The following is a 12,801-nucleotide window of genomic DNA, read 5'->3' on the forward strand; positions in this document are numbered from 1 at the left end:
TATTTAAATTTATTTCAGAGATTCCGTTTTTCTTTTATAAAAAACTTGACCTACCCTATTTATGTGTTCTTTTAAACTTTCCGATTGTAATTCATTATAAACTGAGATATCAAATTTATATGGAATATAACTATCATCTAAGGCGTGCCATAATTTATTAATATCCGCTTTTTCAGGTTCACCTAAAATGGTAATATCAATATCGGAACCTTCTCTGTAATTTCCTTTAGCACGTGAACCATAAATAATTACTTGGTCAATCGACAAACAATTGTCAATAATTTCCATGATTTCTATATGACTTTTCGGGTATAATCCAAACATTATAAAAAACTAATCATTTTATTTTCAAAATCTGAAAAAACAGCTATATAATCATTTAATATCACCTCTAGGATTTTCAAAATTTCATTCTCGTCATAGATATGTGAAGTCAAGTTTCGACTTTTAATCATATCAAACCAAATTGCTCCATCAGTTATAATCCCGACATTAAAAGCTTCCTTTACAGCATTCTTACTCCCAAACAAATCAGTTTTCCCTTGCTCCTCCAGAAAGTCTTTCATCACCTTCCAAGACAATTCTTGTGAAACCTCAAAAGCTTGGATAACACCTTGAAGTTCTAATTCAGAAAAATCTCTTTCTTTTTGAATGGCCTTGGCATTTTTTAATTGTCTAAAGGCATTTCGAAAATGTTCAAACCTTTGTTTCCAACGTATGTCTTGATTTTCCATGCTGTAGGCTATCTATGATTTCAAAAATTTTATTACAAAATAGGCAACCGTAAATCCACCAACAAAAGCAGCGATCACATAAATAATTTGTTTTTTACTTAGCATACAATTTATATATAAAAATTATTCTTTATCTGCAACATCCAGTTCCACTTTCAAATTTCTGATGATGAACTCTTGACGGTCTGGGGTGTTTTTACCCATATAAAACTCCAATAACTTTTCGATCGAAGTTGCTTTATCAAGCATTACAGGTTCTAATCGAATGTCTTCTCCAATGAAAAACTGAAACTCATCTGGCGAAATCTCTCCCAATCCCTTAAATCGAGTGATCTCTGGTTTTGGCTTCAACTTTTCTATGGCATTGCGTTTCTCTTCATCAGAATAACAGTAGATCGTTTCTTTTTTATTTCGAACCCTGAATAATGGCGTTTGCAAAATATACAAATGTCCGTCTTTTATCAACTCAGGAAAAAACTGCAAGAAAAAAGTAATCAACAACAATCGAATGTGCATACCATCGACATCGGCATCCGTTGCGATTACAATGTTGTTGTAACGCAAATTCTCCATGTCATCCTCGATATCCAAGGCTGCTTGTAACAAGTTGAATTCTTCGTTTTCGTATACAATTTTCTTTGACATTCCGTAGGAGTTCAAAGGCTTACCACGCAAACTAAAAACGGCTTGCGTATTCACATCACGTGATTTGGTAATCGACCCCGAAGCCGAATCTCCCTCAGTAATAAACAAGGTACTTTCTAGGTAACGAGGATTTTTTATATCGGCAAGATGCACACGGCAATCTCTTAATTTCTTATTGTGTAAACTCGATTTTTTGGCTCTGTCTTTGGCTAGTTTTCGAATACCCGACAGTTCTTTACGCTCTCTCTCTGCCTGTAAAATTTTGCGCAATAGCAAATCAGCAGTTTCTGGGTTTTTATGTAAAAAGTTATCCAATTTTGTTTTCACAAAATCATTTACAAAAGTTCGTACCGAAGGCATCCCTTCCTCAGAACCCATATCGGTTGAACCTAACTTAGTTTTGGTCTGGGACTCAAACACAGGTTCCATTACCTTTATGCTCACAGCACTAACTATCGATTTACGAATATCAGATGGTTCGAAGTTTTTATTATAAAACTCACGAATGGTTTTCACAATCGCCTCTCTGTACGCTACCAAATGCGTCCCCCCTTGCGTTGTATTTTGTCCGTTCACAAAAGAGTGGTATTCTTCACTGTACTGCGATTTGCTGTGTGTCATCGCAATCTCAATATCTTCTCCTTTAAGGTGAATAATCGGATATACTTTGTCTTCTTCCGCTATATTTTCATCTAATAAATCACGTAAACCATTGTCTGAAAAATATTTTTCGCCATTGAATATAATGGTCAAACCTGCATTTAGGTAGCAGTAATTTTTCAGCATTTTGATCACATACTCATATCTGAATTTGTAATTCTTAAAAATCGCTTCGTCCGGAATAAAAGTAACTTTCGTTCCTTTGCGTTTGGTGGTATCAATAATATCTTCTTCGGCAACCAAATTACCAGCTGAAAATTCTGCTGCTTTTTGTTTCTCTTCACGAACCGATTCTACTCTGAAATAATTGGACAAAGCATTTACCGCTTTGGTACCAACTCCATTCAAACCCACCGATTTTTTAAAGGCTAGCGAATCGTACTTCCCACCTGTATTCATTTTCGACACTACGTCAATGACTTTCCCAAGCGGAATTCCACGACCATAATCACGTACAGCAACGGTTTTGTCTTTTATCGAAACTTCAATCGTTTTTCCTGCACCCATGACAAATTCATCGATACAGTTATCCATCACCTCTTTTAATAAGATATAAATACCATCATCTGGCGATGAACCATCTCCAAGCTTACCAATATACATCCCAGGACGCATACGGATATGTTCTTTCCAGTCGAGTGATCGAATGTTATCTTCGGTATATTGATTTTGATCTGACATTTTGGAATTTTAACGATTTGGTGCTAATGTAACACTTCTCGAACTATTTTGAAAGTAGCACGAATCAAAGTTATTAAGAATGATATTGACAACGAAAAATTTAAGAATTAAAGGAAATGGGATTAAGGAATTAGGATTGAGGAATTAGGATTTGGAATTGAGGATTTGGGATTGAGGATTTGGAATTTGGGATTGCGTGCTTAAAAATTAGCTACAATGTCTTTTAGTTCCTTATCGAATTCGGGATTTGAAATAACTCCATTTTCTTCGTTAAAATTATCATTAAAATTTGGTAACGAAAAAACACCTTTCAATTCGGTTCCAAAACGAGGGAAAGCAGCTTTTGCAATTTCTAAAACTGAAGCTCCTCCTCTACCACCTGGCGATGTAGCCATTAAGAGCATTGGTTTATGTTGAAAAACTTCTTTCTGAATTCGGGTGCACCAGTCGAATATATTTTTGAAAGTAGCGGAGTAATTCCCGTTATGTTCAGCCATTGAAACTACCAGAACATCAGCAGATGCAATCTTATTCAAAAAAGCTTGTGCCATTTGATGCTGTCCTATCTGTACCTCAACATCTACACTAAAATTAGGCATCTCAAAATCATTTAAATCCAAGACTTCAACTTGGGCGTTATCGAACAAACTAGCGGCATAGGTTGCGAGTTTTTTATTAATCGAATTTTTACTTGAACTGGCTGCAAAGGCTATTATTTTCATAGTTTTTTTATTTTTTGACTTTTATATATTCAGTACTTTCTCCAAGATTTTTCAAATTCAAAATTCGTTTAAATTCGTTCCTAGAAGGTTTAATAATAAATGACAAAGAATCAATCATTTTTGATTTCACTTTGGTTAATGAATCTATTCTTTTTAAATCGTTTTCCGAATAAATATATTGAATTTTGAGTTTGTTTTTTTCTATACTAATAGATTTTATCCTCCAAAAAATAGAATCTTTGTAATTAAGAATTAATTTACCATCAAACCTTGTAGCTTTCTGAAGATCTGAAAAAATAAAAAAAGTATCAATTTGTTTGTTTGAAAACTCGATAGAATCTTTCAAATACTTAACTTCAAATATTTCCTTATTCAATTTTGATATATAATTATTTCCAACAATATCAAAACTCTCTTTAATCGAATCTAATTCCTTGTTATGGATCCTAAATCTATTGTAATACTTTTTTATAATAAGGTTTTCTTTCACATTAACAAAAACGGAGTCTGAATTCATAAACAATCCCTGAAATTTATTAGGGATTTTATCTAATTCCGAATCATTTGATGGCTGTGGGATTTCGAAATAAAAACCAAGTCCGACGGGTTCTGCTTCAGTTCTTTTACATGAAATAGCAATAAATACCACTAGTACTAAAAAGCATTTTCTCATGTTTTTTTTTATAAAAATAGTAAAATTAACACTTACTTTTTCACCCTAGAGAAATTTCAGCTTTCAAAAACAAATAGCTGAAATGTTTTCGGTTTGGCAAACTGGGCTTGCTTGGCTTTTGTGGGACGCTTTCAGCGTGACAAACTTTGAGGCTACAACAGCTTTTTCATATTAAATCCCTACACCTTGTTCTCTTCTCTCTTTTCTCTTTTCTCTTTTCTCTTCCTACCCCCGATTGAAACGAAAAGCATTTTGAATGGATTGCCTATTTTTTCTTGGCTAAAAAGAGCGACTGAAAGAAGCTCCTTTTTTGACTTAGAAAAAAAGGTAAGACGGCAAAATCTTGTAGTGAAAAGCGGGAAATAGGTCCTGACGAAAGTTAGCAGTGTACAATTTTCAGTATTCAGTTTTTGATAGACGCCAAAAAACCCGCAAAATCACTTTTGCGGGTTCTCAATATATTCTTTGTTCTTTTCTCTTAGCTAAGAATTACACGTTAAAACGGAAGTGCATTACATCACCATCTTTTACGATATATTCTTTACCCTCTACTTTGAATTTTCCTGCTTCTTTACATTTTGCTTCAGAACCGTAATGAACGAAATCTTCGTAAGCGATAACTTCGGCACGGATGAATCCTTTTTCGAAATCGGTATGAATTACTCCCGCTGCTTGTGGCGCAGTTGATCCAATGTTGATTGTCCAAGCACGAACTTCTTTTACACCTGCTGTAAAATACGTTTGTTGTTTCAATAATTTGTAAGCAGCACGAATTAAAACTGATGCTCCTGGCTCTGTTAATCCCATGTCTTCAAGAAAAACTTGACGCTCTTCAAAACTTTCCAATTCTGTGATATCTGCTTCAGCACCTACTGAAAGGATGATTACTTCGGCATCTTCGTCTTTAACTAATTCTTTAACTAGGTCAACGTATTTGTTTCCGTTTACTGCAGAGTTCTCATCAACATTACAAACATACAAAACTGGTTTTGCTGTAATTAATTGAAACGATTCCATTAAAACCTCTTCGTCATTGCTTTGTGGTGTAATAGTACGAGCTGATTTCGCTTGTAATAATGCCTCACGTACACGATCCAGTAATGCTTTTTCGGTAATTGCTTCTTTGTTTCCTGTTTTTGCAGCACGGTTTACTTTTTCTAAACGCTTGTCTACTGTTTCTAGATCTTTTAATTGTAACTCGATATCAATCGTTTCTTTGTCACGAATTGGATTTACATTTCCGTCTACGTGAACTATGTTATCATTGTCAAAACAACGCAAAACGTGAATAATAGCGTTACACTCTCTAATGTTTCCAAGAAATTGATTTCCTAATCCTTCTCCTTTACTTGCACCTTTTACCAAACCTGCAATATCTACGATATCTACCGTTGCCATTTGCACACGCTCAGGCTTAACCAATTCTTCCAATTTATTGATACGTGGATCTGGTACATTTACTACACCAATATTAGGCTCAATAGTACAGAAAGGAAAGTTGGCACTTTGCGCTTTTGCATTTGATAAACAATTAAAAAGGGTTGATTTTCCAACATTAGGTAATCCTACAATTCCTGCTTTCATGGTTTTTATATTTTATAGTCCATATCCAATAATAGATATGCTTAGAAAAATTCAATTTAAAAAGTGCAAATATACCATTTAATAAATGTTTTATATAGCATTATTTTCAGTTTAAAGCAAATTATATCTATTTTTTACGGATTTGATAGTTTTCATGTATTTAAAGATTAAATTAACATTTAGAAGCCCCTATTGCCATTTTTAACAGTTTAAAACCAAAAGAAACGTTAAAATTACAGTATCTTGCGCAACAAAAACAACAAAACTAAAACAATGAAAAAAATCTATCTGTTATTTTTATTCTTAACGACAACTTTCTTGTTTGCTCAAAAAAGCATAACGGGAGTAGTAAAAGATCAAAACGGAGGCAGTTTGCCGGGTGTAAACATTATCGAGAAAGGAACCAACAAAGGAGTCTCTACTGATATTGACGGAAAATACAAGATTACAGTTGGCGATGGCGCAACATTGGTTTTTAGCTACATTGGCTATTCATCTATTGAAAAAGCGGCTACGGCTAGCGTGATTAATATTACATTAAAATCGGAAGGCGGAGAAGTTTTGCAAGACATTGTAATTGTAGGATCTAGAAATTCTAAAAGAACGGTTGTAAACTCAGCTGTACCAATTGATATTATTAATGTAAAAGATATCACCACTCAAAGTGGTAAAATGGAGATTAACGAATTGTTGCAATACGTTGCTCCATCCTTTAACGCCAACAAACAATCTGGTTCTGACGGATCAGATCACGTTGACCCTGCATCGTTAAGAGGACTAGGACCTGACCAAACCTTAGTTTTGATTAACGGAAAAAGAAGACACCAATCGTCATTAATCAACCTTTTTGGTACTCGTGGACGTGGAAACACAGGAACAGATTTAAATGCTATTCCGGCGAGCTCAATAAAAAGAATCGAAATTTTGAGAGATGGTGCTGCCGCACAATATGGTTCTGATGCTATCGCGGGTGTTGTAAATATTGTATTGAACGACAATGTTGACGAGTTTACAGGATCTGTAACTTATGGTGCCTACAATACAAATGCAAAAGGAGATTTTCCTGCAGGAACTGCTAATACAGATGACAACCGTTTGGACTTGAACGGTAACGGAAACTCAATTGGGAACAACCAGTCTTTTGATGGTGGATCGGTAAAAGTTGGAGCAAATTATGGTGTTGCTATTGGTGACAAAGGTGGTTTTGCCAATTTTACAACTGAATATATCAACAAAAATAAAACATTACGTCCTGGATTTGATTTTAGAAAAGGTTTTGGAGAAGCTGCAATACAAGGATTTAATTTGTTTGCCAACATGATGATTCCAGTATCAGACAAAACAGAATTCTATGCTTTTGGTGGTAGAAATTTTAGAGATACAGACGCATACGCTTTTACACGTAATGATGGAGCGAGAGTAGTAGAATCAATTTATCCAGGAGGATACAGCCCAAGAATTACTTCAAACATTTTGGATAATTCACTTGCAGTTGGTTTTAGAACGACTACAACGGGTGGTTGGAAACTAGACTTTAGTAATACGAACGGGAAAAACCTTTTTCACTATTATGTAAAAGGAACTTTAAATGCTTCGTTAGAAAATGCTTCGCCTACTGACTTTGATGCGGGTGGACATAGTTTGACTCAAAACACAACCAATCTTGACATCTCTAAAAATTATGACATACTAGAAGGTTTCAACGTTGCCTTTGGTAGTGAGTACAGAACAGAGAAGTTCACCATTTTTGCTGGAGAAGAAGGATCATATGCTACATACGACACCAACGGAAAGGTAATTACTGATCCAATAACGCAATCTGCTCCTATTGATGCCATCTCAGGTGATCCAAGACCAGGAGGTTCTCAAGGTTTCCCTGGATACAGCCCTGCAAATGCCGTTGATAAAACGAGATCTAACGTTTCATTGTATTCTGATTTAGAGTTAGACGTAACCAAAGCATTTTTAGTAAGCGGTGCCGTTCGTTATGAGCATTACAGCGATTTTGGAAGTACTTTGAACGGAAAATTGGCTGCTAGATTGAAAGTAAATAACAATATCAACCTTAGAGGTTCTGTAAGTACAGGATTTAGAGCACCATCTTTGGCTCAAGTATATTACAACTTACGTTTCACCAACTTTAATGCGGGAGGTGCATCTGAAGTTCTATTATCTCCTAATAGTAGTCCAGTAACCAAAGCATTTGGGATTAACAAATTAAATGAAGAACGTGCATTAAATGCTTCGTTAGGATTCACTGCTAATTTTGGTGACTTTACTGCTACAGTAGATGGATATTACATCAAAGTAAAAGACCGTATTGTATTGACTGGTTATTTTGACGCAACTGCATTCAATCTTGGAGTTGACAAAGCTCAGTTTTTTGTAAACGGTGCAGATACTAAAACAAATGGATTGGATTTGGTTTTTGCTTGGAAAAAGAAAATTGGAGCTCAAACTTTAGGCGCTACTTTGGTAGGAAACATCAATGACATGAAAATAGCTAAAGTAAAAAATGGAAGTCTAGACGAGCAAATTTTCTTTGGAGAAAGAGAAAAAGCATTCCTTTTGGCGTCTGCTCCAGCTAGTAAATTTGGTTTAAACCTTAGCTACGAAAGGAACAAACTAAACGCTGGATTAGCTTTCACTCGTTTTAGCGAAGTGAAATTATTAGATTATCAAGCTACAGAACCTACTGCAGATTATGCTAGTTTTGATGACAAAATTCAAAAAGCAACCGATTTGTACACAGCAAAAATCACTACTGATCTAACTGTAGGATACAAATTATCTAAAACAACCAAATTAAGCCTTGGAGCCAACAACTTATTCAACATCTACCCCGATCAACAAGATGACTGGGTTGAAGGTGGTGGATATTGGGATGCCGTTCAAATGGGTTTTGGAGGCGCATACTACTATGCTAGATTAGGTTTCAACTTCTAGTCCATACTCAGCATAATAAAATGTCATTTAATAATACGTATTTGTATTATTAAATGACATTTTTTTTGGTCGAAATATCAAATACTGAATAATTATTTCATCACTATGAATAATTATTAGAGAAGATTTCAAACAAAAAAATCCTGAATGAAAATTCAGGATTTTTTTGTTTTATACGAAATCGTAGAATACTAATCGTTATGTAAAAATGCTTGTCTGTTTAACAATGTTTCTTCATCTTCTACATGATTATCATCTGGAATACAACAATCAACAGGACAAACAGCAGCACATTGAGGTTCATCGTGAAAACCTTTACACTCTGTACATTTTCCTGGTACAATATAGTATACTTCATCAGAGATTGGAGTTTGAGCATCTTCAGCATCAACTTCAGTTCCATCAGGAAGCACTACTTTTCCACTTAATTTTGTACCATCTTTATATCTCCAATCATCAGCTCCTTCATAGATTGCTGTATTTGGACATTCTGGTTCACATGCACCACAGTTGATACATTCGTCTGTTATGATAATTGCCATTTTCTTATGTTATTGGTTTATCTAAGTTAAAAGATTAGAATCAAAAAAAACATTTGACACTAGACTTTTGACTTTCGACTTATTAAATCTTACTTTTGTGCAAAATTACAATCAAAACATTTCATAAACAAACATTATGACATTAGAAACTAAAAAAAATGCTTTTATTGAACTAGGAAAATTCTTGTCTCAGTTTACTGAAGCCGGAAACGCCCAAAAAGAAGATGTTTTGGGTAACGACATTTTTTTCGATTCTTTTGTAGATTTGATTCTGCTCACGCAATCCCACAATGGTTGGTATACGCCCGAACAAGTGTACTTTGCTTTGCAATCATGGTCTGAGGCGCTTACCCAAGAAAACCTTAATACTTGGCTAAATGCTTATGATCTAAATGCTGTTTCAGAAAAAACGGTGGCATTGATATTAGCAGGAAATATTCCACTAGTTGGATTTCATGATTTTTTATCCGTTTTGATTTGTGGCCATCGTGCATTGATCAAATTATCATCAAACGACCAACACTTGTTGCCATTTTTAGCAAAGTACCTTATACACGTACAAGCTGAATTTTCGAAAAAAATTATATTTGCTGAAGGTAAATTAGAAAATTTTGATCTTGTAATTGCAACGGGGAGCAACAATACTGCACGTTACTTTGAATTCTACTTTAAAGACAAGCCTTCTATTATTCGAAAAAGTAGAAACTCTATTGCTATTTTAAATGGCGGAGAAACTAAAGAACAATTAACAGCTTTGGGAGAAGATATCTTTAGGTACTTTGGCCTTGGTTGCCGTAATGTTTCGAAACTATTTGTACCTAAGGGCTACGTATTCGATCCTTTCTTTGAGGCTATGTTTGCTTACCAAGGTGTAATCCATTATGAAAAGTATGCGAACAACTATGACTACAACAAAGCGGTGTTTTTGATGAGTAATTTCAAATTGCTCGATAATGGCTTTTTAACAATAAAAGAAGATGCAAGTCACGCCTCACCTATCTCTAGCGTGTTTTATGAATTTTATGATAATTTGGCTGATTTAGATCAAAAACTACAGCAAGAGGAAGAAAACATTCAATGTATCGTAAGTAATAATCTAATTGCAAACAGTATTGCTTTTGGACAAACGCAAAAACCTAATTTATGGGATTATGCAGATAATGTAGATACTATAACGTTTTTGTTAATAACATAAGGAAAATTTTAAAAATTATTATGAATTATTTAATGCTTATTCCCGTGCGATTGCCGAAATTTGCATTTTAATTTTTTGGACATATACTACACCATGAAAAAACACAACTACAGCGCAGGACCATCAATTTTACCTCAAGAAGTTTTTGAAAAATCAGCTCAAGCTATTTTAGATTTCAACAACTCGGGATTGTCAATTTTAGAAATTTCACACCGTAGTAAAGATTTCGTTGCTGTAATGGACGAAGCTAGAGCTCTTGCATTAGAGTTACTAGGACTTGAAGGCAAAGGATATCAAGCACTTTTTCTTGCTGGCGGAGCTAGTACAGAATTCTTAAGAGCACCATACAACTTGATGAAAGAAAATGGTAAAGCGGCATATTTAGATTCAGGAACTTGGGCAACTGCAGCAATTAAAGAAGCTAAGCTTTTTGGAGAAACGGTTATCGTAGCTTCATCAAAAGATGATAATTATAATAATGTACCTAAGGGATATGAAATTCCTGCAGATGCAGATTATTTTCACTGTACCTCAAACAATACGATTTTTGGAACACAAATGAAATCTTTCCCACAAACGAACGTACCAGTGGTATGTGACATGAGTTCGGATATTTTTTCTAGAGTGATTGATTTTAGCAAATTTGATATTATTTATGCTGGTGCTCAAAAAAACATGGGACCTGCAGGAGCTACTCTAGTAGTTATCAAAGAAGAAATTCTTGGTAAAAACGGAAGAAGCATTCCAAGTATATTAGATTATGCAAAACATATAAAAGCAGACAGTATGTTTAATACTCCTCCTGTTTTTCCAGTATACGTTTCATTATTGACAATGAAATGGATCAAGGAAAAAGGTGGTGTTGCTGCTGTTGAAAAACTAAACAACGAAAAAGCAGCTTTGATTTACGGAGAAATTGATAGAAATCCTTTATTCAAAGGAGCTGCAGTTAATGAGGACCGTTCAAACATGAACGCAACCTTCTTATTAACAAATCCAGAGCATGCTGAAACATTTGATAAAATGTGGAAAGAAGCTGGAATTTCAGGTTTGCCTGGTCACCGTTCAGTTGGTGGTTACAGAGCATCTATATACAATGCTATGCCAATTGAGAGCGTACAAGTATTGGTAGATGTGATGCAAGCTTTAGAAAAAAACGTTTAAGACCTTATAGACTCATCTATAGAAGGGTCTTTGCAATCAAAACGTATTTCACTAGCAGAGGCTCTAGCCCCGATAGAAGTGGAAATCCTTGTGGCGGCAGACATCTACGCCGACACAAGATTGAAACGGATAGCGGGAAATAGCTTCTAAAACATTCAATTAATTTGTGGAGCATATCCTCGTAATTTAATAAAAGAACATGAAAGTATTAGCAAATGATGGGATTTCAAAAAGTGGAATCTTAGCTTTAGAAAAAGGTGGTTTTGAAGTAATCACTACAAAAGTCGCGCAAGAGCAAGTAGCAAACTACATTAATGAAAATAATGTAACTGTAATTTTGGTTCGTAGTGCTACTAAAGTTCGTAAAGACATTATCGACGCTTGTCCTGGTATCAAAATTATTGGTCGTGGTGGTGTTGGAATGGACAACATTGACGTAGAATACGCAAAAAGTAAAGGAATCAACGTAATCAATACACCAGCATCATCATCAGAATCTGTTGCTGAATTGGTATTTGGTCACTTGTTCTCTGGTGTACGTTTCTTGTATGATTCTAACAGAAACATGCCATTGGAAGGAGACACTAAATTCAATGATTTGAAGAAAGCTTATGCTGACGGAATCGAATTGAGAGGTAAAACTTTGGGTATTGTAGGTATTGGTCGTATTGGTCAAGCTACAGCAAAAATGGCTCTAGGTTTGGGTATGAAAGTGATCGCTGCAGATAGTTTTATTCCGCAGGTAGATGTTAAAGTAGAATTCTTTGACGGACAATCTATCACAACTACAATTGTTTCTCAATCATTGGAATCAGTTTTTAAAGAAGCTGACTTCATCACATTGCACGTACCTGCACAAGACGGATACATCGTTTCTGCAAAAGAATTTGCAATAATGAAAGATGGTGTTGGTATTGTAAACTGTGCTCGTGGTGGTGTAATCAACGAAGTAGACTTAGTTGCTGCTTTGGATAGCAGAAAAGTTGCTTTTGCAGGTTTAGACGTTTTCGAAAACGAACCAACTCCAGCTACTCAATTATTGATGCACCCAAACATCTCTTTGACTCCACATATTGGTGCAGCAACAGGTGAAGCACAAGATAGAATTGGAACAGAATTAGCATCTCAAATCATTGCTTTGATTGGATAAGCAACGTTAATTTATCATAATTTAAGGAGGATTAGTTACTATTTATTAGCTAATCCTCTTTTTTTTTATTAAATTTGAGATATAACTTAATAATAACAATAATTC

11 protein-coding genes are annotated in these 12,801 nt (G+C 34.9%); 4 read left to right on the forward strand and 7 right to left on the reverse strand.

What is annotated here, in order from left to right:
* Nucleotides 1-9 precede the first annotated feature (9 nt).
* The 6 genes from FFWV33_RS17250 to ychF form a co-directional block, all read right to left on the reverse strand.
* Entirely contained in the window at nucleotides 10-288 is a 279-nt protein-coding gene (locus tag FFWV33_RS17250) for a nucleotidyltransferase family protein (protein ID WP_245891569.1), read from the reverse strand.
* A gap of 35 nt (nucleotides 289-323) precedes the next feature.
* A complete protein-coding gene (locus tag FFWV33_RS17255) occupies nucleotides 324-734 on the reverse strand; it encodes a nucleotidyltransferase substrate binding protein (protein ID WP_108742053.1) in 411 nt (136 codons plus the stop codon).
* A 123-nt stretch (nucleotides 735-857) separates the two neighbouring features.
* Nucleotides 858-2,720: a DNA topoisomerase IV subunit B gene (locus FFWV33_RS17260; RefSeq protein WP_108742054.1), complete on the reverse strand. Its 1,863-nt coding sequence runs from the start codon at nucleotides 2,718-2,720 to the stop codon at nucleotides 858-860.
* A gap of 200 nt (nucleotides 2,721-2,920) precedes the next feature.
* On the reverse strand, nucleotides 2,921-3,442 hold the full coding sequence (locus FFWV33_RS17265) for an NADPH-dependent FMN reductase (protein WP_108742055.1): 522 nt from the start codon (nucleotides 3,440-3,442) through the stop codon (nucleotides 2,921-2,923).
* A gap of 7 nt (nucleotides 3,443-3,449) precedes the next feature.
* A complete protein-coding gene (locus tag FFWV33_RS17270) occupies nucleotides 3,450-4,115 on the reverse strand; it encodes a hypothetical protein (RefSeq protein WP_108742056.1) in 666 nt (221 codons plus the stop codon).
* Nucleotides 4,116-4,604: 489 nt separating this feature from the next.
* Complete coding sequence (gene ychF / locus FFWV33_RS17275; protein WP_108742057.1) at nucleotides 4,605-5,699, reverse strand: redox-regulated ATPase YchF; 1,095 nt, start codon at nucleotides 5,697-5,699, stop codon at nucleotides 4,605-4,607.
* 273 nt (nucleotides 5,700-5,972) lie between these two features.
* Here ychF and FFWV33_RS17280 point away from each other — a divergent pair, with 273 nt between their 5' ends.
* The gene (locus FFWV33_RS17280) at nucleotides 5,973-8,645 is read left to right on the forward strand and encodes a TonB-dependent receptor (RefSeq protein WP_108742598.1); all 2,673 of its coding nucleotides are present in this window, start codon (nucleotides 5,973-5,975) and stop codon (nucleotides 8,643-8,645) included.
* 191 nt (nucleotides 8,646-8,836) lie between these two features.
* Here the strand turns inward: FFWV33_RS17280 and FFWV33_RS17285 are convergent, their stop codons facing one another.
* The gene (locus tag FFWV33_RS17285; RefSeq protein WP_108742058.1) at nucleotides 8,837-9,187 is read right to left on the reverse strand and encodes a 4Fe-4S dicluster domain-containing protein; all 351 of its coding nucleotides are present in this window, start codon (nucleotides 9,185-9,187) and stop codon (nucleotides 8,837-8,839) included.
* Nucleotides 9,188-9,323: 136 nt separating this feature from the next.
* On the opposite strand from FFWV33_RS17285, the gene FFWV33_RS17290 reads away from it, so the two are divergent.
* The 3 genes from FFWV33_RS17290 to FFWV33_RS17300 all read left to right on the forward strand — a co-directional run bounded on the left by FFWV33_RS17290 (nucleotide 9,324) and on the right by FFWV33_RS17300 (nucleotide 12,696).
* The gene (locus FFWV33_RS17290) at nucleotides 9,324-10,382 is read left to right on the forward strand and encodes an acyl-CoA reductase (RefSeq protein WP_108742059.1); all 1,059 of its coding nucleotides are present in this window, start codon (nucleotides 9,324-9,326) and stop codon (nucleotides 10,380-10,382) included.
* 93 nt (nucleotides 10,383-10,475) lie between these two features.
* Nucleotides 10,476-11,546, forward strand: coding sequence for a 3-phosphoserine/phosphohydroxythreonine transaminase (serC, locus tag FFWV33_RS17295; protein WP_108742060.1), 1,071 nt, complete (start codon nucleotides 10,476-10,478; stop codon nucleotides 11,544-11,546).
* 199 nt (nucleotides 11,547-11,745) lie between these two features.
* Nucleotides 11,746-12,696 (forward strand): D-2-hydroxyacid dehydrogenase, encoded by a 951-nt coding sequence (locus FFWV33_RS17300; RefSeq protein ID WP_108742061.1) that lies wholly within the window; start codon nucleotides 11,746-11,748, stop codon nucleotides 12,694-12,696.
* The last annotated feature ends 105 nt before the right edge of the window (nucleotides 12,697-12,801 follow it).

This window comes from Flavobacterium faecale (assembly GCF_003076455.1).
Lineage (GTDB): Bacteria > Bacteroidota > Bacteroidia > Flavobacteriales > Flavobacteriaceae > Flavobacterium > Flavobacterium faecale.

Coding starts and splice junctions, on each gene's coding strand:
- FFWV33_RS17250 (WP_245891569.1), bottom strand. CDS start 288: ATGGAAATTATTGACAATTGTTTGTCGATTGACCAAGTAATTATTTAT.
- FFWV33_RS17255 (WP_108742053.1), bottom strand. CDS start 734: ATGGAAAATCAAGACATACGTTGGAAACAAAGGTTTGAACATTTTCGA.
- FFWV33_RS17260 (WP_108742054.1), bottom strand. CDS start 2,720: ATGTCAGATCAAAATCAATATACCGAAGATAACATTCGATCACTCGAC.
- FFWV33_RS17265 (WP_108742055.1), bottom strand. CDS start 3,442: ATGAAAATAATAGCCTTTGCAGCCAGTTCAAGTAAAAATTCGATTAAT.
- FFWV33_RS17270 (WP_108742056.1), bottom strand. CDS start 4,115: ATGAGAAAATGCTTTTTAGTACTAGTGGTATTTATTGCTATTTCATGT.
- ychF (WP_108742057.1), bottom strand. CDS start 5,699: ATGAAAGCAGGAATTGTAGGATTACCTAATGTTGGAAAATCAACCCTT.
- FFWV33_RS17280 (WP_108742598.1), top strand. CDS start 5,973: ATGAAAAAAATCTATCTGTTATTTTTATTCTTAACGACAACTTTCTTG.
- FFWV33_RS17285 (WP_108742058.1), bottom strand. CDS start 9,187: ATGGCAATTATCATAACAGACGAATGTATCAACTGTGGTGCATGTGAA.
- FFWV33_RS17290 (WP_108742059.1), top strand. CDS start 9,324: ATGACATTAGAAACTAAAAAAAATGCTTTTATTGAACTAGGAAAATTC.
- serC (WP_108742060.1), top strand. CDS start 10,476: ATGAAAAAACACAACTACAGCGCAGGACCATCAATTTTACCTCAAGAA.
- FFWV33_RS17300 (WP_108742061.1), top strand. CDS start 11,746: ATGAAAGTATTAGCAAATGATGGGATTTCAAAAAGTGGAATCTTAGCT.